The organism is Streptomyces geranii, assembly GCF_002954775.1.
Classification (GTDB): Bacteria; Actinomycetota; Actinomycetes; order Streptomycetales; family Streptomycetaceae; genus Streptomyces; species Streptomyces geranii.
The window spans coordinates 1-24,888 of record NZ_PJME01000015.1; the positions used below are offsets into that span (position 1 = coordinate 1).

Here is a 24,888-nt window from a genome sequence, read left to right on the forward strand (position 1 = left end):
CGCCCACCCTCACCCCCACCCCCGTCCGCCGACCCGGACACCTGTTGTCTTTCGACAAGGACTTCGTATGACAGCCACGATCACACCCCCGGGTGCCCCCTCGCCGTACGCGGGGATCAAAGCGCCGACCGCGGCTCGCAGGGTGCTCACGGCGCCTACCACCGGGCCGCTGGTCGCCCTGCTCCTGGCCTGTGCCTTTTTTTCCTTCTCTACCGAGCAGTTTCTGACCGGCGGGAACTTCTCGCTGATCGTGCAGCAGGTCATGGTCGTGGGGACGCTCGCCATCGGGCAGACGCTGATCATCCTGACCGCCGGGATCGACCTGTCGTGCGGGGCGGTGATGGCGTTCGGGAGCATCGTGATCGCCAAGATGGCCGCCGAGGGGTCGCTGCCGCCGCTCGTCGCCATCGCCCTCGGGATCGGTGTCTGTGGCGGGTTCGGGCTGGTCAACGGGCTGCTGGTGCAGAAGATCCCGCTGCCGCCGTTCATCGTCACCCTCGGCATGCTCAACGTGGCGTTCGCACTGACCCACATCTACTCCGAGGAGCAGACGGTCAGTGATCTGCCCGGCCCGTTGACCGCCCTCGGCGAGACCTTTCCCCTCGGGCACACCGACATCACGTACGGCTCCCTCGTCACGATCGGCCTGTTCCTGCTCCTCGCCTACTCGCTGAGCAACACCGCCTGGGGCCGGCACGTGTACGCGCTGGGCAACAGCGCCGAGGCCGCGCGGCTGAACGGCATCCGTACGTCCCGGCTCACCATCGGCATCTACACCGTGGCCGGTCTGCTGTACGGCATCGCCGCCCTGCTGCTCATCTCCCGTACCGGGGTGGGCGATCCGCAGGCGGGGCAGACCGACAACCTCGACAGCATCACGGCCGTGGTCCTCGGCGGTACGAGCCTCTTCGGGGGACGTGGCTCGGTGCTCGGCACCTTCATCGGTGTACTCATCGTCGGTGTGTTCCGCAACGGGCTGCAGCTGATGGGCGTCGCCTCCATCTACCAGACCCTGATCACCGGCGTCCTGGTGATCCTCGCGGTGACCGTCGACCAGCTCTCCCGGAAGAAGGCCCGATGACCGGCATCGCCACCTCCTCCCCCGTACCCGTCGTACCCGTCGTCCCCGTCCTTCAGGCTCGTGGGCTGGTGAAGCGGTACGGGCACGTCACCGCCATCGACGGCGCCGACTTCGATCTGCTGCCCGGTGAGGTCCTCGCCGTGATCGGCGACAACGGCGCGGGCAAGACCAGCCTGATCAAGGCCCTCACGGGTGCGGTGACCCCGGACGCGGGCGAGATACGGCTCAACGGCGAGCCGATCACCTTCTCCGGGCCGCAGAGCGCCCGCGCCCACGGCATCGAGACCGTCTACCAGGACCTCGCCGTCGCCGCGTCCATGGACATCGCCTCGAACGTGTTCCTGGGGCGCGAACTGCGCCGCCCCGGCGTCCTCGGCAGTGTCTTCCGCATGCTCGACAAGAAGCGCATGCGGCAGGAGGCCGCCGAGCACATGGCCGATCTGAAGATCGGACTGCGTTCGCTGACCCAGTCGGTGGAGACGCTCTCCGGCGGTCAGCGGCAGGCCGTCGCGGTCGCCCGTTCCGTCGCCTGGGCCAGCAGTGTCGTGGTCATGGACGAGCCCACCGCCGCGCTCGGCGTCAAGGAGTCCGGCCAGGTCCTGGACCTGATCCGCCGGGTCCGGGACAAGGGCATGCCGGTCGTCCTGATCAGCCACAACATGCCGCACGTCTTCGAGATCGCCGACCGGATCCACGTACACCGACTCGGCCGCCGCGCGGCCGTGATCAAGCCCTCCGACCACTCCATGGCCGAGGTCGTCGCCATCATGACCGGCGCTCTCACGGTCGACGCGGCCGGAGATACTGTCGTAGCGGACTCCGAGGCGGCGAAGGCCGCCGGGGTCCAGGCCACCTGACAGCACAACCCGGCTCTCCTGGTGTCCGGCCGAGGCCGCGGCCGGAACCGCGAGCCCACAGGACGGTTTCTCCATGGCAGCGAACCGCCGCCCCACCCTGACCGATGTCGCCCGCGAAGTCGGCGTCAGCGCCAAGACGGTCTCCCGGGTCCTCAACGAGGACGGACCCGCCTCCGCGCGGACCAGGGAGCAGGTGCTCGCCGCGGTGGCCAGGCTCGGCTTCCAGCCGAACCTCATGGCCCGCAACATCCGCGTCGGCGGGCCCGACACCACCGTCGGACTGGTCATCCCCGACCTCGGCAACCCGTTCTTCGGCGCGGTGGCCCAGAGCATCGAGGACACCGTCCGCGACCGGGGCCTGACCCTGCTGATGGGCTCCTCCGCGGACGACCCCGAACGCGAGCGCGCCCTGACGGACAAGTTCCTCGCCCGCCGGGTCAGCATCCTGATCGTCGTACCGTCCGTCGGCGCCGACCACTCCCACCTCAAGTCACACCGTACGGCGGGACTGCCGGTGATCTTCCTCGACCGGCCCGGCGTCGGACTCGCCACGGACAGCATCGTCAGCTCCAACCGCGCCGGAGCCCACGACGGCGTCGCCCACCTCGTCGCCCACGGGCACCGGCGCATCGGCTTCGTCGGCGACCTGCCCCTCAAGCTGTACACACGCCGGGAGCGGCTGGCCGGCTACCGCTCGGCGCTGCGGGAGGCCGGCCTCCCGGACGACCGCTCGCTCGTCACCAACGCCCACGACCAGCAGGGCGCCGAGGCCGCGACCGCCCGGCTCCTCGCGCTGGCCGATCCGCCGACCGCCCTGTTCGCCGGGAACAACATCACGGCGCTGGGCATCGTCGCCGAACTCGCCCGCAGCAAGCGCAAGGACGTCGCCGTCGTGGCCTTCGACGACCTGTCGCTGGCCGAGGCCCTCGAACCCGCCCTGACGGTCGTCGCCCAGGAGGCGGAGGAACTCGGCAGAGCAGCCGCGACCACCGCCCTGACCCGCCTCGACGGCGACCGCACCCGGGCCCGCACGATCACCGTGCCCACCCGGCTGATCGTCCGCGGCTCGGGCGAGCAGCGGGCGCCCAAGCGGTAGCCCCGCCGGGGCAGGAGCGCACACACCGAACTCGCCGGAGGACTTGGCGCCCCGAAGGCCCGTGCTCCGGCGCTTGGGTCCTCCGATGCTCCAGCGCTCTGAATACTTCGGCGCTCCGACGCTTCGGGTTCACCCGCCGTCGGGTCGTCCCGTCACCCGTCGTACCAGGTCCGTCCAGGTGGCCTGGAGTCGCGCCACCGGGATCTGGCGTCCGATGCGCAGGTAGTCCGTCGTCTCGAAGGTCGTGAAGGCGAGGAGGGCGTGGGCGAGCATGTCGTGGTCGCCGTCGACTCCGGCCTCTCGCAGGAGAGTTGAGATGTGCTGGTGGAAGGCGTGGCCGGTGGTGGAGGCGTGGCGGCGTTCGTGGCGGAGTTGGCGGCCGAGGGCGGCGCCCAGGTCCGCGTCGGCGGCGACGCGGGCGATCAGGGCGGCGCCGAACGCCTCCAGCCGTTCCCTCGGGGGTGCGCCCGGGCCCAGCGGCGGGGCGCCTTCGGTGTACGCCTCCTGGAACGCGGCCTCGGCCTCGTCCAGCAGGGCGAGCAGGAGGCCGTCGCGGTCGCCGAAGCGGCGGAAGAGGGTGCCCTTGCCGACTCCGGCGGCCTCGGCGACCGCCCGCATGGTCAGGTGCTCGGCCCCGTGTTCGGCGACCAGCCGGGCTGCCGCCGCCAGCAGCAGGGCGCGGTTGCGGGCGGCGTCGGCACGCTCGGCCGCGGTGTTCCTGGTGTGGCCTGGGCCGCGTCTCGTCACGGGGTGAGCTGCTGGTGCCCTATGACCGAGAGCAGTTCCAGCTTGCTGTGGCTCTCCGTGCCGGGGCGGGTGGTCAGTACCACCAGGGTCTGGGCGCGGTTCTCGGTGAACAGGACCTGGCCGTCGACCTCGATACGGCCCAGCTCGGGGTGAATGATGGTCTTGCCCTCGTCGTAGCGCTGGGCGACCTCCTGGAGTTCCCAGAAACGGACGAACTCGGGGCTGTGTGACCGGAGTTCGGCGAGGATGCGGGCGGCTCGGGGGATGTCGCTGCCTGCGGTCAGTGCGACCCGTAGGCGTGCTGCCTGGGCGCGGCCGTGGCGGTCGTGGTCCTCCTCCGGGTACACCAGGCGCTCGGCGGGGTCCATGAACCAGCGGTGGTAGGCGCTGCGGGACAGGCCGGTGTGTCGGGTCTGGTCGCCGAGGAGGGCGAGGGCCAGGGGGTTCATCGCGAGGGTGTCGGCCATGTCGGTCAGTACGAGGGCCGGGGAGTCGTCCAGGCGGTCCAGGACCCGCATCAGGGTCGGGCTGACGTGTTCGGAGCGGTGGAGACGGGCCGGGGCGTTGTGGCCGATGAGGACGAAGAGGTGGTCGCGCTCGTCCAGGGTCAGCCGCAGTGCCCGGGCGAGGGCGGTGGTGATCTGGACGGACGGCTGCGGGGCGCGCTGCTGCTCCAGCCGGGCGTAGTAGTCGGTGGACATGCCGGCGAGCTGCGCGACCTCCTCGCGGCGCAGCCCCTGGGTACGCCTGCGCGCACCCTCGGCCAGGCCGACGTCACGCGGTCGCAGTGCCTCACGCCGGTGACGCAGGAATCCGGCCAGTTCCTTCTTGTCCATGCCCACCATGCCCACCATCCTCACCGCTCGCCGCCCGGCTATCCAGAGACCGCCGATCCGTGGCTGAGCGGTCTGTACGCGCGTACGACGGTGTTCAGGCGCCGCTGAGGACGGCGAGGACGTCGTCGTAGGAGCCGTTTGCCTCCGCGTCGCGCACGAACCGGGCGCGTTCCACGACGAGTTCCTTCGCGTCGGGCTCGTCGCGCAGGATCCCGAGGGTCTCGTCGAGGAACTCCTCCAGCGGCATGGAGTTCTCGTCGTCCTGCTGACCCAGCAGTGTCGTCCGCACGCCCGGCGGCGCCACCTCGATCACCTGGACACCGGCGTCGGCCTGCGCGAGCTGCACGCGCAGGCTCTCGGAGAAGGAGTGCAGCGCGGCCTTCGTCGCGTTGTAGGTGGGGGTGATCGGCAGCGGTACGAACGCCAGCGCCGAGGTGACGTTCACGACGGCCGCGTCGGCCCTGCCGACCAGCAGCGGCAGGAAGGCGTACGTCACCCGGATCGTGCCGAGCAGGTTGACGGTGACGTGGTCCTCGGCGACCGGGAGCGAGGCCGGGTCGAGGAGGTTCTCGCGCTGCATGATGCCGGCGTTGTTGACCAGGACGTTCAGGTCGGGGTAGGTCGCCGCCACGGTCTCGCGGACCCGGGCGATCGAGCCGGGGTCCGCGACGTCGAGGACGAGCCCGTCGATGCCCGGGTGCCCGGCCGTGATCTCGTCGAGCAACTCCTCGCGCCGCCCGGCGACGACCACCTTGTTCCCGGCCTCGTGCAGCCGCAGGGCCAGCCCGAGCCCGATACCCGAGGTACCGCCGGTGATCAGGATCGTGTTGCCGGTCAACTTCATGGGATCTCTCTCCTTGGTCGAGGCTGCCGCGGGCTGGTGAACACCTGCGGCAGCCTCGACCGTAGGAGCGTCGGCGGAGGCGCGGGAGAGGAAGGTTTATCCGTGGATCAGCGGTCTCCGCCTGGTGGCGGCGGTGCACTCCGTGTGCGCTGCGGGCGCCTGCGCCCCTACCCGACAAGCTCCTTCCACAGTTCGAGTTCGGGTGCCTCCGACTTGTACGGGCGAGTACGTTCAGGGCGAGCCGCCTGGTAGCGGGCCACCAGCGACCTCGCAGTCCGTACGGTGGCGGCCGGCAGGTCGTGCTCGATCGCCTTCTCCCAGGGAAACGCCGACATGGCGTCGTGCAGGGCGTGCAGGGGCAGGGGCTGGGTCAGGGAACGGCAGGCCTTCCAGCAGATCAGTTCCGGCGCGTACTCGATCAGGTGGCCGTACCCCTGCCGAGCCCTCTTCGGCATCGCCGCCAGTGCCGCGTGCGCGGACTCCCATGCCTCGACGGCCCGCATCACGCCCACCGGGGTCATGCTCCTGTGGAAGAGGCTCCGGTAGACGGGGGAGGCGTGGTCCTCCCACAGGGCTTCCCGTCCTCCCGGGGTGGCGGCCAGGTTCGCCGCGACCGGCTGCGGGGCGGCCGACAGACAGGCCAGGGCAGACGTCACGTCCGCCATGGAGAAGCGCCGTCCACGGGGTCCTGCCGTCATGCCCCGACGGGGATCGAAGTAGCCCTTCTCCCAGTCGCCCCGCATCAGGTTCACGATGTTCGGGCACCGGATCAGGCGGTCCTGGGCCGTCGACGGGTTGAGAAGGCGATCCGCGACGTCGTGGACCCGACGGGCCCGATCCCGCTCGGGGCCGCGACGGATCTCAAGGCGGACGACGGCGCGCTGCAGGTGCTCGTACGGCAACCGGTGTCGCATGTCCGCGATGACCTTCAGGCGCTGCATACCGTCGATGCACTCCGGGCCGATGATGTGCACCGAGTCTCCGAACAGCCCACGGCTGGCCTGGACTTCGACCGTGTCCGCACCGAGCACGATGCAGCCCACGGCGCCGAAGTCCTCGGGCCGCTCCTCCAGCATCCGCGCCAGCCCGCTGTTGGCCTCGGTCGCCCCGAGGTGGCCCCGCCTGGCGGAGAGCTGACGCGTGGCGTCGACCGGTCCGGCGACCATGACGAGGTCGGCGGCGGTGACATCCACGGCCCAGCCCCGGGTCAACTGCGCGACGCGCAAGGGCCGGAGGCTGAGGACGTGTTCGGCCGAGAGTGGACGCTCGGCGGACGAGAAGATCGAATTCACGCCTGTTCAACGCAGCAGAGCGTGGTGTGTGACGGTATCCGGCCACACAACATCCCGGAGTTGACCACCCCCGCCGGAAGTAATGCGCGCGGCCGGCTCTGGCAGGTCATCCACTGGTCATCGGCTGAGCCCGACCGTCGGTTGGGTCCCGGACGTGTCTCCGGGCCGCCCCCGGACAGGACGGGGATGCAACCATTCACTACGGAGCTGGAACCCCCGGAAGCCGACCGCGCACTTGAGACCGTAGTCGTCGGCACTGACAACGGGTCCGACCGTGATGGACCCCGTGACCGCCAATCACGTCCGCTGGTTGTGTCCGCTCCGTGCTCAGGCCGTCCCCCGCGGTCTCACCAACCCGCTCTCGTACGCCAAGATCGTCGCCTGTACCCGGTCCCTCAACCCCAGCTTGGACAGCAGGGCGTTCACATGGGTCTTCACCGTGCCTGTCGTCACGCCCAGGGTGGAGGCGATTTCCGCGTTCGTCAGGCCCGACGCTATGTGCAGCAGGACCTGCCCCTCCCTCGGGGTCAGGGACGACAGGGCTCCCGTCATCGGCGGGGGTGGTGGGGCGGCTTGGGCGAAAGTGGTGATCAGGCGGCGGGTGATCGTCGGGGACAGGATCGCCTCTCCTGTGGCCACCACTCGGATCGCCGTCAGGAGGTCCTCCGGGAACGCGTCCTTCAGGAGGAAGCCCGACGCTCCGGCTCGCAACGCCTCGTAGACGTGGGCGTCCAGGTCGAAGGTGGTCAGGATCAGGATGCGGGGGGCGTTCTGCCGGGACGTGATCAGGCGGGTTGCCGTCAGGCCGTCCATGCCTGGCATGCGGATGTCCATCAACACCAGGTCCGGGGTCTTCTCGGCGGCCAGCGAAACCGCCGTCGCGCCGTCGCCCGCCTCGGCAACCACCGTCAGGTCGGGTTCGGCATCCACTATCGCGGCGAATCCAGCTCGGACCACCGCCTGGTCGTCCACGACCATCACTCTGGTCAGGGTGGGGGTGGGGGTCACGAGGGGACCTCCCCAATGGGCTTCGTCGGCTTCGGGAGCCTCGGGGTGGACAGCAACACCCGTACCGTACCTGTCCGTTCCAGGGTGATCCTGCCGCCCGTTCCTTCGCCCACCTGGACCCTCAGGCGTTCCGCCACCGGGTCCGTCGTCGCCAGTCGTACGCCCGTCACCGTCAGTTGGAGGGTGTCCCTTCGTCTGCGCAGCGTGATTCCTGACGGGGTTCTGTCTCCTGCCGTCAGTGCCGCCTCCACTATTCGGTACGCCGACAGAGTCACCGTGGGCGGCAGGTTCTGTGTCGCCTCCGGCAGGCCCCTCAGGGTTATCTCCCTGCCCGTCGCCCGTAGCGTCGCGCACAGGGTGGGGATGTCCTCCGCCGTGGGGGTCGGGGGGAGGGGGTGACTCGGGTTCTCGTCCGGGGTGGCCAGGTCGTGGAGGAGTTCTCGCATCGCCTTCAGCGCCGAGCGCGCCCCCGTCGCCACCTCCTCCAGGCGGCCCCTGCCCGCGTGTTCGACCACCTTCGCCGTGGGGTGCAGGACCGATTCGTGCAACTTCCTTGCCAGGCGGTGGCGTTCGGCGTCCGCCGCGCGTTCCGCTTGCCACAGGGCGCCGGCCAGCGCGTAGTCGTCCCAGGCCAGGGTGCTCAGGCGTTGGTGACGTACCGCCAGTCCTGCGCCCCACAGGGCTGCCATCAGCGCCGCCAGCGCCAGAGTCAGGGGTACCGACATCAGTACTGCGGTGGGCCATTGTGTGGGCCTGCCCAGCAACTCGCCGTCCGCGCCCGCCGTCGCCACCAGGGTTGCGGCCAGCGACACCGAACCCGCGCACCACGCCGGCCAGGTGCGGTCCGCTCCACCGCCGTAGACCGCCACCGCGTACACCGCCAGCAGTTCCGCCAGCGCGCCTCCCGCGAAGAACTCCGACACCCTCGGGTGCAGGCCGAACACCGTCACCGCCGGCGGCCACAGCCATGACGTGGCCAGCACTCCGGCAAGTGCCTTCCCCGGTGCGCGTCTTCGCCACAGCAGGGGGAGCGCGTGTGTCGTCAGCAGTACGGTCACCAGCAGTAGGTCCGGGAGAGTGGACCGTCGGCTCGTGGTCGGCCATTCCTCCACCGTGATCAGGGCGAAGACCAAGGGGAGGAGTGTCGCCGTCAGCACCAACGCCGGGTCTGCCAGGCGTTGTTCGCGTAGCACGTCGCGTCTGGGTCGGCCCTCCGGCGGGGTCCGCGGGCCCGTCGTGTCGGGGAGGGTGGCGTGGACCCGCCAGCCGCCGTCGGGTGCGGGGCCGGCCGTCAACTCCCCGCCCACGGAAGCCGCCCGCTCCCTCATGCCCGCGACACCGCGACCCGAGCCCAGGCCTCCCACGCCTTCCTGCGCCGTGCCTCGCGGGGGTGCGTTGGTGACGGTCAGTTCCAGTACGCCCTCGCCTCGTACGACGTTCACGTGCGCGGCGGAGCCCGGGGCGTGGCGCAGGGCGTTCGTCAGGGCCTCGCGGACGATTCCGTGGACCGCCTCGGCCGCCGGACCGGCCAGGTCGTCGGGGAGTACGGCGTCGATCGGACGGCCCAACCTGCCGAATCCCGCGATGAGTTCCTCGATACGGGCCGTCATCGGGCGGGGGTCCGGGCGGTCCGTCTCGTGCAGCAGGCCCACGAGGCGCTGCAGTGTCGTCAGGGTCTCGGTGCCCGTGCGCTCCGCGAACTCCAGCGCCTCCGCCGTCAACTCCGGTCTGCTGTCGCCCAGTCGGTGCGCCGCGTCCGCCGTGATGACCACCGAGGTGAGGTGGTGGGCGCTCACGTCGTGGAGTTCTCGGGCCAGTCGGCGGCGTTCCGTTTCGCCCGCGCTGCGGCGGGTCTCCTCCGCTCCCGCCAGGCGGCGGGTCGCCAGCGTACGGCCCTTCAGCCACTGGCGCCTCGCCTCGCCGAGGCCCGCGCAGGCCACGTACAGCAGTGCGCCCAGCGTCAACTCCGCGGCCAGTGCCGGGCGTAGGCCGAGGTGGAGGAGGGAGAGGAGCCACTCCACGCCCACGGTCGCCGCGACCGCTCGTATCGTCGTCGGTACCGGGCAGCGGACCGCCACCGAGTACAGCGCGATCGGTGTGCCCGCCCCCAAGTAGCCGTCCTGCCAGGTCAGTTGGCCCAGGATCAGGGCTGCCAGTGACCAGGCCAGGGCGGGGAGCGGGGTCTGTCGGCGTCCGGCCAGCGCGGTCGTCTCGACTGCCGTCGCCAGCAGTACCGCCGCCAGTGCCGCCGGGGCCGGCACCTCCGCGCCCGCCAGGCCGGCTCCCGGCCACAGCCACGCCAGTTGTGCGGTGGCGAGCAGTGCGGGGAGCAGCCAGTTGCGTATCGTCTCCGTCTCCGCCTCCATCGTCCGCACGAGCGTAGGACCAGGGTGCTACGGCGGGCACCGGACCCAGGTATTACAGCGCCATCTACCTTCCGGCATAGGCGGCGCTCGTGCTCGCGGGCGATGTGCGGGCCATGGGTCCGCGGGGAGGCTTGCCCCCATGAACACTCCCATGAGCACTCCGGTCAACATTCCGGTGAACATTCCGGCCGACGCCGCTCCCCTCCCCGAGGCTCTTGCCTATCACCGCATGGCACGCTCCTCGGTTCGCCATCGATGGTGGCGGTCCTTGCTCGGCACCGGGTTCGTGGTCGTCGCGGGGGTGGTCGCGGCCGTGCTCGTCTATGGGATCGGGTCTGTCCTCGGGATGGTCAAGGGGTATCCCGAATCCCCGGACGGGACCGTCGAGTTCGGGCTCGTCAGCGGCACCGCGCTCGATCTGCTGGCCATCGCCTCCGCCGTGCCCGTCGTGCTGCTCGCGGTGCGGTGGATCGGGCGGCGGCCGGCCGGCACCGTCTCGTCCGTGACCGGGCGGCTGCGGTGGGGGTGGCTGGGGTGGTGCGTGCTGGCGGCGCTGCCCGTTCTCGCCCTGACCACCGGGGGCGTCTTCCTGCTGCCCGTGGACGATGCCGAACCGATGCCGTGGGCGGGCTGGGCGGTCTTCGGGCCCGCCCTCGCCATGCTGCTGGTCCTCGTGCCGTTGCAGGCCGCCGCCGAGGAGTACGTCTTCCGGGGCTGGCTCACCCAGGCGGTCGGCGGCCTGCTGCGCAACCCGTGGTGGGCGCTCGTGCCGCAGGCCTTGCTGTTCGCCGCCGCGCACGGCTGGGGCACACCGTGGGGCTTCGCCGATCTGGCCGTGTTCGGGGTGGTCGCGGGCTGGCTGACCGTCCGCACGGGCGGGCTGGAGGCGGCGATCGGGCTGCACGCCGTGAACAACCTGCTGGCCTTCGGTGTCTCGGCCGCCGTCGTCGACGGCCTCAAGAGCGACGAGACCGCCGCCGACGCGCCCTGGCAGCTCGTCGCCGTCGACCTCGCGGGCATCGCCCTGTACGCGGCGGCCGTGCTGTGGCTGGCGCGACGACGGCCGCCGGTTCGTACCGTCCCCGCGCCCGTACTCGTCCCGGCGCCCGTGCCGGTCCCGGCGCCGCTGACCGTCCACCCCGCTCGTCTCCAGGCGCCCACCGCTGACGGTCCGTGGAGCCGTCCATGAGCGCACACCCCGCCCCTTCGAAGGTGTGTGCGAGCACCGGTTCGCCCCGAACGTGGTACGCCGCCACCACCAGGTCGGCCGCTTTCCGTGCCGTACCGCCTGTCACCTCGGAGTTGTCCGTCAGCCGGGCGTGCGCGGCGGTCACGGCCGTCCGCCGGGTCGGCGCATCGCGCCGGGGCTCACGCCCCACGTCACTGCTACGGCCCTCCTCGATCAGGTGATTTCTGTCCAGTCGGTGACGTAACTGGACCTAATATCCCGTCTCATGACAGAAAGCCAGACCCGGAGCACCGCCGACGTGGTCATCCTCGGCGCCGGACCCGCAGGGCTCGTACTCGGCAATCTCCTTCAGGACAGCGGCGTCGACTGTGTCGTCCTGGAGCGGGCCGAGCGCGCGCACGTCCAGACGCGGGCGCGTGCCGGGTTCCTGGCGGCCAACACCGTGCGCATCCTGGAGCGGCACGGGCTGGCCGAGGGGCTGCGGCGGCGCGGACAGGCCCACAGCACCTGCGAGTTCCGTACCGCCGACGGCCGGTTCCGGCTGGACTACAGCGGGCTCGGGCACGGCGAGCGGCACACCGTGTATCCCCAACAGGAGCTGGTCACCGACCTGTTGACCCGGTTCCTGGCGGTCGGCGGGCGGATCGGCTTCGGCGTCGAGGCCGTCGCCGTCCTCGACGCCGACACCGACCGGCCCTCGGTGACCGTGCGCGACGCGGACGGACGGCCCGGCACCTGGCGGGCGCGGTACGTCGCCGGCTGCGACGGGCGGCACGGCGCGGCCCGGCGCTCGCTGCCTGCCGGGTCGGTGCGCCGGCACCACTGCGACCACGGCGTGACCTGGCTCGGCCTGCTCGCCGAGGCACCGCCCAGCCTGGACGCCGTCGGCTACGCGGTGCACGAGCGCGGTTTCGCCGGGCACATGGCCCGTACGAGCGAGATCACCCGCTACTACGTGCAGTGCGAGCGCGGTACGGCGGCCGGCTCCTGGTCCGAGGAACGGATCTGGGACGAGCTGGACCTGCGGATGCGCGGCGCCGAGTACGGCCCGCTGCACCGGGGCCGCGTCGTCCAGCGGACCGTCGTCGACCTGGACTCCGACGTGCTCGAACCCCTGCGGCACGGCTCGCTGTTCCTGGCCGGCGACGCCGCCGGTCTCGTCAGCCCGTCCGCGGCGAAGGGCGCCAACCTCGCCGTCCTGGCGGCGGAGATCCTCGCCGAGGGTCTGACCGACGCCCTCCTGCGCGACAACTCCGCCGCGCTGGACGCCTATTCGGCGCGCTGTCTGGCGTACATCTGGCGGGCGCAGGAGTTCTCGCACTGGATGATCCGGCTGCTGCACGGCCCGACCGGCTCAGACGAAACGTCACTGTTCCACAACTCCCTGCGGCACTCCCGCATCACCTCGCTGCGCACCTCGCGCAGCCACCAGGACTGGTTCGCCGAGCACTACGTCGGCGTCTGACAGCCAAGTCCCCCCTCCCCACCGGGCGTACGCCATCCGAAGTCCCCAACCGAAGTCCCCAACCGAATGAGGAACCCCGCAATGATCACGACGTTGTCGGGCGACACGTCCCGCCTGCTCGCGACCGTCGACTTCGTCAGGGAGCAGGACACCGCCGCCCTGCTGCCGCTGCTGTTCCCCGGGCTCGACGGTCCCGAGCTGCGCACTCTCGTGGAGCACTGCCGCTTCTCGCACGCCGCGCTGCTCGTCTTCCCGTCCGACGAGGCCGAGTTGGGCGCCATGCTCGGCGACTGCGGGCTCGTCGCGGCCCTGCCCGCGCGGCCGAGTGTCGTCGTACGGGAGCGGCTCGCCGTACGACACCGGCGGCGGGCGGCCGAGCTGGACGTCGGCATCCTGCGGCCGGCCGTGGTAGGCGCGGACGGGGCGGACCGGATGGTCGAGGTGTTCGCGCTGACCGTGCCGCCGGGTTCGGGCCTCGATCCGATCGCCGTGCACGAGCGCGAGCTGCAGCACGAGACGCACGTCGCCTTCGACGTCGTATCGCCCGATCCGCTGCTGCTGCGCGGCCTGTGCGCGACCTTCGCGCGGTACGGGGCCGTCCCGGACGGCGGCGGCTACAACCCGCACGAGAACGGCACGGTCTTCTACTTCGGCGCCCCCGCCGAGGCCAAGGTCGGCTACCGGCGCGTCGAGCTGTACGTCCCCGGCGACCACCGCGACGTACTCGCCGCGCATCTCGACGAACACCGCGCCCGGCAACCAGCCGAAACGCTCCTGCGCCTGCTGACCGGGGCCTGGACGACGCAGGCGCTGGCCGCGTTCACCCAGCTGCGGGTGCCCGACGCCATGGAGGTCGGGCGCGGGACCGACGTCGAGGAACTGGCGCGGGAGGTCGGCGCGCGGCCCGGGAATCTGGCGACCCTGCTGCGCTATCTCGCGATGCTCGGCGCGGTCACGGAGGGCCGGGACGGCTTCCGGCTCACCGAGACGGGCGCCCTGCTGCGGACCGGGGCCCCGGGCTCGATGCGGGCGCTGGCGCTGATGTACGGCGGCCCGTTCTACGAGTCCTTCGCCGGGCTCGGGCACACCGTACGCACCGGAGAGGTCGCCTTCGAGCACCTCTTCGGCGAGAACCACTTCGACCACTTCGCCCGCGATCCCCGACTCGCCGAACTCTTCGACCAGTCGATGGCCGCCGGGTCCGCCATGTTCGACCCGGTCCCCACGCACCCGGCGCTCGTCGCGGCGGCCGAGGCGCCCGCCGGGGCCACGGTGGTCGACATCGCGGGCGGCAACGGGGAGTTGCTCGGCCGCGTCCTCGCCGCGCACCCCGGCCTGAACGGGGTCCTGCTGGAGCGCCCGCACGCCGTCGAGGCGGCCCGGCTGCGGCTGGCGGAGGCCGGCCACGGCGCCCGGTGCGCCTTCGTCACCGGCGACTTCGCGGACGTACCGCCCGGCGGTGACGTGTACGTCCTGGCCCGCGTCCTGCACGACTGGGACGACGACCGCTGCCGCGAGATCCTGCGCCACTGCGCCCGCGCGATGCCGGACCACGCCGATCTGCTCGTCGTCGAACGCGTCCTGCCCGCCGACGGCTCGGTCTCGCTGGCGACCGCGTGGGACCTCCACATGATGTGCAACGTCGGCGGACGAGAACGCCAACTCGGGCACTACGACCGGCTGTTCGCCGACGCGGGGCTCGCCCTGGTGGGCCGTTCACCGCTGCCGCTGGACGGCAATGTGCTGCACGTGCGGAAGGCAGAGGGGGTACGGGCGTCGGTACGGCCCGGTCAGGCAGTATGTAATGCATGACGAGCACCGATAACCCTTACGAACTGAGTGCCGGCGTCCCTTCCGTCGAGGTGTTCCGCCGTCTGCGGACCGACGCCGGCCTCTCGGACAAGTCCCCCGAGGCGGTCGAACTCGCCCTGCCCCACACCTGGTTCGGCGTGGTCCTGAGTCACGGGGGCGAGCCCATCGGCATGGGGCGGATCATCGGGGACGGCGGTACGGCGTTCCAGATCGTCGACGTCTGCGTGCACCCCGCGCACCAGGGGCGGGGGCTCGGCAGGCGCATCATGGCAGCGCTGACCGGGGAGTTGGAGCGCCGGGCGCCCGCGACCGCGTACGTCTCGCTCATCGCGGACGGCCCCGCCCGCTTCCTCTACGAGAAGTTCGGCTTCGCCGACACCGCCAGCCACGGCTCGATCGGCATGTACCGCGTGATGACGTGATTGACGTGATGACGCCCGCTGTTCCCCCCCGTTGTCCGGGAACCACACCGGGATTGTCCGTGATCGGTAACGGACGCATCCTGTGGCCCCTGTTCCTCGTCATGCCAGTTGGTCGCGAAGTGACCGAGGGGTCGGCGAGGAACTGCGGGAAAGCGGGGCGGACATGGCGCGGCACGGTGGCGGTCGGGGCTGGTACGGCAAGGTGCTCGGCGCGGCGCTCGGGGTGACGCTGCTCGCCACCGGCGCGTCGGTGTGGACCGCGCAGGCCGGCGCCGTGGGCGGTCCGTCCGCGAAGGCGAGCGCACCGGCCGAGCCGGCCACCGCCGTGAAGCCGGTCGCGGTGACCATCGCGCACGCCTCGGACGCGGGCGCACGCGGCGTCAACATCACCATCGACGACGGCCCCGACCCCGAGTGGACGCCCCAAGTCCTCGACGTGCTCAAGGAGTTCGGGGTGAAGGCGACGTTCTGCATCGTGGGGACGCAGGCACAGGCGCACCCCGAGCTGGTGAAGGACGTGGTCGCGGCCGGGCACCGGCTGTGCGACCACTCGGTGTCGCACGACACGACGATGGACAAGAAGTCCGAGGCCTACCAGTCGCAGCAGATCCTCGACGCCGAACGCATGATCACCGAGGCGTCGGGCGGCGTACGCCCGATGTACTACCGCGCCCCCGGCGGCGCCTTCACCCCCTACAGCCGCAAGCTCGCCGCCTCCCACGGCATGCGCCCGCTGGGCTGGAACGTCGACACGAAGGACTTCGAACAGCCGGGCGCGGACGCCATCGTCGCGACGGTCGAACGGGAACTGCCGAACGGCCCGACCCTCCTCTTCCACGACGCGGGCGGCGACCGCTCCCAGACGGTGGAGGCACTGCGGCGGGTGCTGCCGCTGCTCAAGGCAGAGGGGTATTCGTTCGGGTTCCCGGTGCGCTGAACCAGGGGGATGGAGCAGCGCGCGCTCGCCGACCTCGGTGTCGATCCCATCGTGGCGCAGACGCTGGAGCGGGCCCGCGAGCGGCTCGAAGCAACCATGCCGGACATCACTCGCATCCGAAACCGCGCTCCTCCACTTCGAGAACTGGTCGCGTGGCGAGGGCTTTGGCCTGCCGACACAGCTGGTCAGGGCAGGCAGCGAGGCAAGCACACCACCGAGCTGCGTGACGCCGTGGTCCAAGCCCTCACCGACGCCGAAGTGCCAGTCCGACGATCCAGGTGTTCACCTCGCCACCGGACAGGCACTCCGTATCGAGGCACATCCCGCGCGCACCACCGCCGTCGTGCGGCAGAACTGACGGCTCATCGGTAGTCTCACCCTCCGCACCGTGGAGGTGGGGGGAATCATGGGAACTGCCAGGCGGATTCAGGTTGTTGTCGGTGTTTCAGTCGTCTTGGCGGCCTGGACGACGGCAGCCCTGCTGACCCGAGTGTCGGTGATGGTCATCGCGCTGCCGGTGGTCGGAGCGCTCTGGCTGCTGGTTCTCCTGGAGAGCGGATATCTGCTCGGCAGGGAGTGGGCTCACCGTCGACGGCGCAGGGCAGGCAGGCCTCGACGTACGGCCTGGGCCCCCGCGCCCGAGGTGCGCAGACCGATCGACTACCCGAACATCGTGGCGCGTCCGGCGGGAGACACTCCGGTGGACCAGCAAGGGCGGTTCCGGGCGACCGGCATCCGCCTCGCCGTGCTGCCCGCGCTGGCGGTGGTGTTCCTGACCGTCCAGACCGTGTTCCTCCAGCACGGCAGCGACCTGGGACTGGGCTTCGTCCTCGCTGAATGCCTGCTTCTCGTCTCCATGGTCTGGACGGTGTGGACCGAACAGGAGCCGTCCCGTCCCTGGGTCACCAGCCGGATCAGGGCCGAGTTCTTCCGCCGTGAGATGTTCCTCCTCCTCACGGCCGTCGGGCCCTATCTGGGCAAGTCCGACGAAGAGGCGGAGCGGATACGGGACGCCAGGCTGAACCTGCTCGCCGCGGCAGGCCCGACCGAGCTCGACGGATTCGCCCGCCTCGCGGACCGGCACCCGGACGGCTCGGAGAGCCACTGGCAGGACGAGGTCCGGCGCCTGCCCGGTGTCGCCGGTTCCGACATCACCGAACGGATGAGCACCTACCTCGACTACCGGATCAGGCGCCAGGGGCTGTTCTTCGAGCTGGCCACCGAGAAGTGCGGGCGTACCGAGAGCATCCTCGGCAGAGTCGCCAAGGGCGCGGTCCTGGCAGCCGTGGTCATCGCCCTCGCCTATGCCGCGCTCCTGCTGTCGGGCCGGAACGGGGACGAGCCGTCGGTGGTCGCCTCGGTCATCGCCCTGCTCGCCGCGGGGCTGCCGCCCCTGTGCAACACGGTGCTGGCCGTGCAGAACCTGCTCGCCGCCCAGCGACTGGCCGTCTCGTACCAGGAGACCCGCCAGGAACTGCTGGGGCACGAGAACACGCTCCGCAAACTGCTCGCCGAGCCCGTCGGCCCGGAACTCGCGGTCTCCTTCCGGGCCTTGGCAGTCCGCGTCGAATCGACGCTCACGGAGGAGCTGCGCCGCTGGCGGATCATCGTCGCCAAGCCCGAGTTCGACGCGGGTTTGTGAGACTTTCCCCCACGACGGCTGACGATGGATCACAATCGGCGTCGTGGGGGAAGTCTTCATCAGTCATAGCGCCCGGGGCGACACGTTCGCCATGGCTGTCCTGAAAGAGATCGAAGAGCGTCTCAAGACGGAGTTGAACCACACCCCGCTGGTGGACGAGTCGGACATCCGGCCCGGCGCCGAGTGGTACCCCGAGATCGTCTGCTGGCTCGCCCGCTGTGACGCGGCTGTCGTTCTGCTCAACGCGAAGGCACTGAAGTCCACCTGGGTACAGCGCGAGGTCAACATCCTGCTGTGGCGAAAAGCGCTCGGCTCACCTCTGCTCGTGATACCGGTCCTGCTGGACGGGCTACAGACCAAGGACGTCAAGACCGCCGGACTGGCCGAGCTGGGGCCTATCCAGTACGCCCGGACCCCGCGGGACGAACAGCCGGATGTCAAAACCCTCTGCGACAAAATTCTGAATGAGTTCGCCAAGCTGCCCGAAGCGGCCACGGGCGACGATCCCATGGGCAAGTGGCTCGGGCGCATGGCCCTGTACCTCTCCGAGGCCCAGCAGCGGTCCAGCCTGTTGGTCGACACCGCGAGGGCCCTCAAGGCCGAGAACGAGTACCCGGCCGATGTCACCGGTCGGCACGGCGGCTGTCTGTTCCTGGCCCACCAGTTCCTGGTGGCTCCGCCCGACCGGATGGAGGATGCCTTCAACGTCCTCGCCCCGGCGCTGACCGACGGCACCCTCCGCCGACTGGCCGCCGAGCTGGCCCCCACCTGGGTAGACGAGGAAGCCGCCCGCGGTCTGCTCCCGGAACCGGACAGCCCGCCCCACAGGATGACGGTCCTGCTCAACGCCCGGGCTACCGGCACCGCCGAACAGTACATACGGCGAGCCACCTGCGCCGTCTCCCACGGCTTCGAAATGAAGTCGATCGGCAGTCTGCCGCTGGGCGAGGACCGGGTCGGAGAGCGGTTCCGCCTGTGGGAGACCGCGGTGTGGCGGGAGTTCTTCGAGGCCGACGCCGACGAGGACCGAGTCCTGCCCCACGATGTCGACAAGCGGACCCACTATCTTGTCATCAACGAACTCTGCCCGCCCGACGCCGAGTTCGCAGCGGCCGTCAAGCGATTGCACGAGGCCTTCTCCTGGCTGATCGTCCTGGTGGCGACAGGCACGCCGGAGCCGGACGACCAGGTCCTGGCAGCCTTCCAGGACGCCGTGCTGCTGCGACCCCTGCTCACGGCACAGGACGAAAAGACGGCGAAGCTCCGCAACAACCGCCTCAGCAAGAAGCACGAACATCTAGCCGGTATGTACCCATAGGAGCCCTCGTGACCGATCCCGTCTCGTACGGTCCCGACTCCAGGGACGGCCGGGTCTACGACATGCCGGACGGCCTCGGACTGGCCATCGATGTCGCGCTGGCCACCGACCGGCCCCTGCTGCTGAGCGGGGACCCCGGGTCGGGCAAGTCGTCCCTCGCCCCGTTCTACGCCCGCGCCAACGACATGCGGTACTACGAGCACGTGGTCACGTCCCGCACCCAGGCCACCGACCTGCTGTGGACGTTCGACAGCGTGCGCAGGCTGGCCGACGCGCAGACCCACCGCGGCATGCTGAACGACGGCGACTACATCGACCCCGGTGTCCTGTGGTGGTCGCTCGCCCCCGAGTCGGCCCACACCCGCGGCGGTCTCCTCAGGCCGCGCCACCGGCACGATCCGCTCGACCGGTTCTACCGGCAGCACCTGACGAAGGGTGCCGTCGTCCTCATCGACGAGATCGACAAGGCCGACCCGGACGTGCCCAACAGCCTGCTGGTGCCGCTGGGTTCGCAGGAGTTCACCGTCGCCGAGACCGGGACGCCCGTCCGCCGCGAGCCAGGCGCCGGCACGCCGCTGATCGTCATCACCACCAACGGGGAACGTGAACTGCCGCAGGCGTTCCTACGGCGCTGTATCACCTTCACCCTGCCCGACCCGACCCACGCGAGTCTGATGAGGATCGCGGCGCTGCATCTGCGGGAAGAGGGAGTGGACCTCGACCAGCAGACGGTGGACCTCGCCCATGCGCTCGCCGATGAGCTGATGAAGGCACGGACGGACGTGGGCGACCGGCGCGAGCGCCTGCCCAGCACCGCCGAGTACCTGGACGCCCTGCGCGCCTGCCGTGCGCTCGGCCTCGGGCCGGGCCATCCGCAGTGGCCCCTCGTCCGCAGTCTGACGCTGGCCAAGTCCCCGCAGCGGGAGCGGTGACGCGATGCGTCCGCAGATCTGGGCGGCCGATGTCGTCCGGGCCCTGAAGGTGGCGCGGACCGAGCGCGAGCGGGAACAGGTCCTGGAGATGCTGGGACTGGCCGGCGGCGTGCCCCGCACCGTCGATGTCCCGCCCCCGGTACGTCCTCCCGCACCGGAGCGTCCGGCCGAGGCCGTCCGGGAGGAACCCGACGCGAGGCCCGCCGACGAACGGACACCCGGTCCCGACGACGAGGACCGGAACGAGGCCGCGGACGTGACGGCGGAGTTGCCGCTGCTCCGTCCGGCACGTGTCGAGAGCACGGGCGTGCCGCGCGATCCGGTGGAGCCGCTCGCCAGACCGACAGCGGAGCGTGTTCCGCTCCCGCACCTGCCCCTACTCGTCCCGCGCTGGACCAGCGCGATCCTTCGCGCCATGCTCTCCTTGCAGGTGCGCGAGGGCCCCGTGGACATTCCGGCGCTGATCGACACGCTCGCCCACGGACGTCCGGTGGCACGACTGCCCCGCCGCCCCGTGCCCACCCTGCGGTACGGCGTCCAGGTGCTGGTCGACCGAGGCGTCGGTATGCAGCCGTTCCGCCGCGATCAGGACCAGCTCGTCGGTCAGATCCGTACGGTGGTCGGGTCCGGTCTGGTGGAGGTGGGCTACTTCTCCGATCTGCCCCAGCACGGCACGGGGCCCGGCGCCCGCTGGACGCGCACCGCGTACACCCCTCCCGAGGCGGGCAGGCGCATCCTGCTGCTCTCGGATCTCGGGCTCGGTGGCCCGCCTGACAACCCTCACCGCGCCCTCCGGACCGACTGGGAGGAATTCGTCGGTCTGGTCACCCGGGCCGGTTGCAGCGTCGTCGCGCTCTCGCCGTATCCGCCCGAACGCTGGCCGGGGTGGATGACGAGGCTGCTGCCACTGGTCAGTTGGGACCGCACCACCACCGCGAGCCGCACAAAGGTGAGGGTGCGATGACGGCACGACCGCAGGACCTGCCGCCCCCGCCCCCGGCAGGAGCACTGGAGCTGGCCACTCTCCTGAGCATCGCCACCCGTATCGAACCCGAACTGATCCGCGCGGTCCGACTCCGGCTGCTGCCGCACCTGGATGTCGGCGCCGAGGCCGACCTGTGGTTCTGCGACTGGGTGGGCGCCCGTACGCCCGAGGCCATCGCGCTCCTCCCGGAGTGCCTGCCCTACCTGCGCGCCGGTCTCGTACAGCGGCTGGAGACCGATCCGCGTCTCCGGGAGATCATCGACATCGTCACGGAGGTGCACCGCGGCCTGTCCCCGGCGCTGCTCCTGGAGGAACAGGTCACCTGGAGCACGCTGACCGGAGACACCGAGGCCGCGGCCCAGCACCTCAACCGGGCCTTGCACGCCCTGGTACGGGAGAACCGCTCCGGCCTGGCCGGCTGGTTCGCGGAGGCGTGGACGAGACTGCCCGTCGAGACCCGTGCGACCACCACCGCCTGGAGTCTCGCCAACGCGGCCCGCCCCCACGTCCCGTCCCTCGACCCGGGTACGGCGCCGGAACTCACCCTCACCACCGTCTCGTCCATCGCCACGGCCGTCGGGGAGGCCCGGCTCGGCGTCCAGCGCGAGGGGTCCGCGCTGCTGCTGGGAGACGTACGCGGGACATCCGCAGCCGAGATCCTCGTCCCCGACACCCATCCGCGCGTCGTCGAGGTCGTCACAGGCTCCAGCACCCGGACAGTTCGGGTCGACGCGACCGCGGTCGTCCGCGTCGAGGTGGGGCTCGGGCGGGTCGACCTCCGCACGGGTGCCGGGCATGTCTACGAGCTGGATCGGCCGGCCCAGCCTTCGCAACGGACCGGGAGTTCCGACTACCAGCTGCTGCGCAACCTCCTCGGCCCCGATCCACGGCCCGAGGTGGTTGTGCCACTGACCTGGGCGATGCAAGACCTTGTCCACCGGTTCCGCCTGGAGGACGACCTCGCAGCCCTGCGCGAGGCATTCGATCTGGCCGAGCGTGTCGTGGCGGTCGGATACGACCTGGCCGTCTTCCCCGAGCTGGGCGCGGAGGCCGCAGAGGCCGCGTACCTCCAGGGCTTCCGGCACGGCACCCGGAAGCCGCTTGAGCTGGCTGTCCGGATCGGCCAGGACCTGCTCGACACCGCGGACCCCGAAACGGTCGTACGCGTCAGGTCCGTGCTCGGCGCCGCCTTCCGTGAGCTGTTCTCCCACACGGGTGAGCCGGCTCAGCTGGACAGGTCCGTGGACACCCTCGAAAGGCCCTTGGACCGGCTGTCGGCGAGCGGGGTCGACACCCAGCAGCTCGTCTCCGAGTTGCTGCGGACGTATGTGGTTCTCCACGAGGTCGAACAGCACGAGGGGATTCCGCGGCGCGCGATGGCACTCGCCGCGGAAGCCTCCAGGACCGCTGACTCCCCGGAGGCCTCGGCACTGCCGCTGGCACAGATCCTCGTGGCTCACCACAGGACGACAGGGAGTCCCGAGGACCTCGATCGTGCGGAGTGGCTGGCCCGTCGCCGCTCGACGGCCGAGGAACCCAGAGCCGTCCAGTCCGAACGGGCAGCCACCGTCGCCGCCGTGAACCTTGCCCGGTTCTGGGCGACCGGCTCACAGGTGGCACTCGCCGACGCGCTGGAGGACTCACTGTCGGCAATGACTCTCAGCCCTCCGGGCGACCGTCTCCGCCTGGCCCGGCTACGGATCGCGCGCGCCGATGTGCTGCGCGTGTCGTTCGCCCTGTCGGGCGACCCGGCAGAACTCGCCGAGGCCGTGACCCGTACCGAACAAGCGGTCAAGTCCCTGCCCAGGATGTCGCCCTGGCGGAAGGCCGCGTACAACAGCCTGACTCGGTGTCTGCTCGACAGGTTCCGGCAGGGAGGCGACGTGTCCGACCTCGACCGGGCCATCGACGCCTCCATGGAGGTCGTCACCGACGACCTACCCGACACCGGACTCCCGTACCGGTACACGGCGCTCGTACAGGAGGCCGAGTGCCAGTTCTTGCAGTACCGGGCGACCATGGACATCGACTTCCTGCACAGGGCCGTCACCAGCTTCCGGGAAGCGAGGGCGAGTGGTCCTCGTGTCACCTCCGCCCAGCATGTGGCCTGGGTCACCGGCTACGCGTCCGCCCTGCTCGAAGTGCACACGATCGACGGTTCGCACGCCGCCCTCGCCAGCGGACTCACCGAGCTGGACTCCGTACTGGAGGAGGTCTCCGCCTCTGAGCACGTGTACGCCATGCTGGCGTCCGCGCTGCTGGCCAGGGGCGAGGTGATCTCGCGTATGGCGGACTCGTCCGACTCATGGATCAGGCCTGCGGCGGACGACGCGAGGCTGATCGCCCGTGAACCGTTCGCGCAGCCGCTGCAACGGCTGCGGGCCGCACTGCTCTGGGGAAGCCTCGCGATGCGAATGGGCCTCCACGACGAGGTCGTCCAAAGCTACGAAACCGTCACCAAGGAGCTCCCGCCGGTCCTGCTGCTGCCCGGCGGCGAACGCGGAGCCATCATCAGGGCCTGGGAGGAGCGGAGCCGGGAAGCCGCGGCCTGCGCGATCGAGGAGGGAGAACCGGAGCGCGCGCTGGAGTTCCTCGAACAGCGGAGCGTTCTGCTGTCGGCGTGGACCATGGACTCCCATGCCGAGGTGGACCGGCTGACCAGAGCCGCGCCGAGTCTCGCCACGGAGCTCCGGTGGCTGTGGACGCTGCTCCACCTGGACAACGGCCCCGCCGACAAGGTGGCTTTCCGGCAAAGAGGCCCCCTGCAGGCCCGGATGGCCCATCTGGTCGAAGCGGTCCGGGCCGTTCCCGGCTTCGAGTCCTTCCTCGCCCCGCTGACCGCCGACCGGATGATCACGGCGGCACGCGAGGGACCCGTCGTCGTGCTCAGCGCCGTCGCGCGCCGCTGCGACGCACTGCTCGTGACCCGCAAAGGGGTGTCTGCACTCCCGCTGCCGAACCTGAGCCTGGCCGAGCTGACAGACCAGGCGCGTCGGTATCACCGTGCCTGGGCCAGAAGCCCGGGGCTGCCGGACGACGGCGAGGCCTGGGGCGTACTCGGCTGGTTGTGGGAGACCACGGTGTGGCCGGTCCTCTCCGCTCTCGGGCTCGCCGACCCCACCACGTTCAGCCCCGCCATGTCCGACCCCGACAGGTCGGTGTCCAGGGCGCCGGACTCACGGACGCACAGCCTGATCCCGTCCGACTTCCTCCCCCGGATCTGGTGGTGTCCCACCGGCCCGTTCACGGTGCTTCCCCTTCACGTGGCGGGACAGCCCGAGAGAACAGCCCTGGACCATGCGGTCCACTCCTATACGCCCAGTCTCGAAGCGCTCATGACCGCGCGAAACCGCGAGAGGCACCAGGGCAAGAGCCAGGAGCAGCGAATGCTTCTGGTGCTCGCGGAGGAGGGGCTGCGGTATGGGGCGACGGAGGTCGACGTGATCCAGGGAATCGTTCCCGACGCTCACGTCCTTCGTGGTCCAGAGGCCACGGTCTCGAATGTCGCCATGCGACTCGCCGATTACTCCTTCTTCCACTTCACCGGGCACGCCCACCTCCAACACGGCGTCCCCCAACTGCAGTTCGCCGCCGGCGAAGGACTCGACTGGCGGCACCTTCCGCAGAATCTCTTGGCCGACGGGGCACTGGCCTATCTCGCCGCCTGCGAAACGGCGGGCGACGACCGGGGATTCGAAAGCGGGGGATGGACGATCGCCGCGTCCTTCCAGGCCGCCGGATACCGCCATGTGATCGGGGTACTGGGCATGATCACGGACAGGGAATCCACGCGCATCGCGGTTCAGGTGTACGAGTTGCTCGTGGACTCCGTCGGACGGCTTCGTCCGGAAAACGCGGCGCGCGCCCTTCACACAGCCACACAGCAGGCCCTCGCCACTTCCCACCCTCGCTCGCTCGCCTCTGCCAACGTGGTGCACCTGGGCCCCTGAGCCGCCTGCCATCAGCTGTCAGCTGTGACAGACATGCGGCCGTTGGCCGTCGCAGAGGCCCGAACCCGTTCCATGCCGACCGCCCGTTTCCGCCATACGATGACATGAC

19 protein-coding genes are annotated in these 24,888 nt (G+C 70.7%); 13 read left to right on the forward strand and 6 right to left on the reverse strand.

What is annotated here, in order from left to right:
- The first annotated feature begins 67 nt into the window (after positions 1-67).
- The 3 genes from CW359_RS20970 to CW359_RS20980 all read left to right on the forward strand — a co-directional run bounded on the left by CW359_RS20970 (position 68) and on the right by CW359_RS20980 (position 3,034).
- Positions 68-1,081, forward strand: a complete 1,014-nt coding sequence (locus CW359_RS20970) for an ABC transporter permease (RefSeq protein ID WP_105971602.1) — start codon at positions 68-70, stop codon at positions 1,079-1,081.
- The gene (locus CW359_RS20975; protein ID WP_105971603.1) at positions 1,078-1,938 is read left to right on the forward strand and encodes an ATP-binding cassette domain-containing protein; all 861 of its coding nucleotides are present in this window, start codon (positions 1,078-1,080) and stop codon (positions 1,936-1,938) included. Before CW359_RS20970 ends, CW359_RS20975 begins: the two co-directional genes overlap by 4 nt.
- Positions 1,939-2,011: 73 nt before the next feature.
- Positions 2,012-3,034 carry a LacI family DNA-binding transcriptional regulator gene (locus tag CW359_RS20980; RefSeq protein WP_105971605.1) on the forward strand — a complete coding sequence of 341 codons (1,023 nt, stop codon included), beginning with the start codon at positions 2,012-2,014 and terminating at the stop codon, positions 3,032-3,034.
- Positions 3,035-3,163: 129 nt separating this feature from the next.
- Here CW359_RS20980 and CW359_RS20985 read toward each other — a convergent pair whose 3' ends face one another.
- The 6 genes from CW359_RS20985 to CW359_RS21010 all read right to left on the reverse strand — a co-directional run bounded on the left by CW359_RS20985 (position 3,164) and on the right by CW359_RS21010 (position 10,127).
- Positions 3,164-3,781 (reverse strand): TetR/AcrR family transcriptional regulator, encoded by a 618-nt coding sequence (locus CW359_RS20985; RefSeq protein WP_105971606.1) that lies wholly within the window; start codon positions 3,779-3,781, stop codon positions 3,164-3,166.
- On the reverse strand, positions 3,778-4,617 hold the full coding sequence (locus CW359_RS20990) for a helix-turn-helix transcriptional regulator (RefSeq protein WP_105971744.1): 840 nt from the start codon (positions 4,615-4,617) through the stop codon (positions 3,778-3,780). Before CW359_RS20990 ends, CW359_RS20985 begins: the two co-directional genes overlap by 4 nt.
- Before the next feature lie 94 nt (positions 4,618-4,711).
- Positions 4,712-5,461, reverse strand: coding sequence for an SDR family oxidoreductase (locus CW359_RS20995; protein WP_105971607.1), 750 nt, complete (start codon positions 5,459-5,461; stop codon positions 4,712-4,714).
- A 167-nt stretch (positions 5,462-5,628) separates the two neighbouring features.
- Complete coding sequence (locus CW359_RS21000) at positions 5,629-6,753, reverse strand: hypothetical protein (RefSeq protein ID WP_105971609.1); 1,125 nt, start codon at positions 6,751-6,753, stop codon at positions 5,629-5,631.
- A gap of 327 nt (positions 6,754-7,080) precedes the next feature.
- Positions 7,081-7,731 carry a response regulator gene (locus tag CW359_RS21005; protein WP_105971745.1) on the reverse strand — a complete coding sequence of 217 codons (651 nt, stop codon included), beginning with the start codon at positions 7,729-7,731 and terminating at the stop codon, positions 7,081-7,083.
- A gap of 26 nt (positions 7,732-7,757) precedes the next feature.
- On the reverse strand, positions 7,758-10,127 hold the full coding sequence (locus CW359_RS21010; RefSeq protein ID WP_105971611.1) for a histidine kinase: 2,370 nt from the start codon (positions 10,125-10,127) through the stop codon (positions 7,758-7,760).
- A gap of 139 nt (positions 10,128-10,266) precedes the next feature.
- On the opposite strand from CW359_RS21010, the gene CW359_RS21015 reads away from it, so the two are divergent.
- From CW359_RS21015 to CW359_RS21060, 10 genes are all read left to right on the forward strand, one after another.
- On the forward strand, positions 10,267-11,316 hold the full coding sequence (locus tag CW359_RS21015; protein WP_232838497.1) for a CPBP family intramembrane glutamic endopeptidase: 1,050 nt from the start codon (positions 10,267-10,269) through the stop codon (positions 11,314-11,316).
- A 265-nt stretch (positions 11,317-11,581) separates the two neighbouring features.
- A complete protein-coding gene (locus CW359_RS21020; RefSeq protein ID WP_198655312.1) occupies positions 11,582-12,781 on the forward strand; it encodes a 4-hydroxybenzoate 3-monooxygenase in 1,200 nt (399 codons plus the stop codon).
- 81 nt (positions 12,782-12,862) lie between these two features.
- On the forward strand, positions 12,863-14,593 hold the full coding sequence (locus tag CW359_RS21025; protein ID WP_105971614.1) for a methyltransferase: 1,731 nt from the start codon (positions 12,863-12,865) through the stop codon (positions 14,591-14,593).
- Positions 14,590-15,015 (forward strand): GNAT family N-acetyltransferase, encoded by a 426-nt coding sequence (locus CW359_RS21030; protein ID WP_105971615.1) that lies wholly within the window; start codon positions 14,590-14,592, stop codon positions 15,013-15,015. The genes CW359_RS21025 and CW359_RS21030 overlap by 4 nt, the downstream gene beginning before the upstream one ends.
- 163 nt (positions 15,016-15,178) lie before the next feature.
- The gene (locus CW359_RS21035) at positions 15,179-15,952 is read left to right on the forward strand and encodes a polysaccharide deacetylase family protein (protein ID WP_105971616.1); all 774 of its coding nucleotides are present in this window, start codon (positions 15,179-15,181) and stop codon (positions 15,950-15,952) included.
- A gap of 406 nt (positions 15,953-16,358) precedes the next feature.
- Positions 16,359-17,594: a hypothetical protein gene (locus CW359_RS21040; protein ID WP_157968603.1), complete on the forward strand. Its 1,236-nt coding sequence runs from the start codon at positions 16,359-16,361 to the stop codon at positions 17,592-17,594.
- A gap of 43 nt (positions 17,595-17,637) precedes the next feature.
- On the forward strand, positions 17,638-18,912 hold the full coding sequence (locus CW359_RS21045; RefSeq protein WP_105971618.1) for a toll/interleukin-1 receptor domain-containing protein: 1,275 nt from the start codon (positions 17,638-17,640) through the stop codon (positions 18,910-18,912).
- A gap of 8 nt (positions 18,913-18,920) precedes the next feature.
- Positions 18,921-19,844: an AAA family ATPase gene (locus CW359_RS21050; protein WP_105971619.1), complete on the forward strand. Its 924-nt coding sequence runs from the start codon at positions 18,921-18,923 to the stop codon at positions 19,842-19,844.
- Between the two features lie 4 nt (positions 19,845-19,848).
- Positions 19,849-20,808, forward strand: coding sequence for a hypothetical protein (locus CW359_RS21055; protein ID WP_105971620.1), 960 nt, complete (start codon positions 19,849-19,851; stop codon positions 20,806-20,808).
- The gene (locus tag CW359_RS21060) at positions 20,805-24,779 is read left to right on the forward strand and encodes a CHAT domain-containing protein (protein WP_105971621.1); all 3,975 of its coding nucleotides are present in this window, start codon (positions 20,805-20,807) and stop codon (positions 24,777-24,779) included. Before CW359_RS21055 ends, CW359_RS21060 begins: the two co-directional genes overlap by 4 nt.
- Positions 24,780-24,888: the final 109 nt, after the last annotated feature.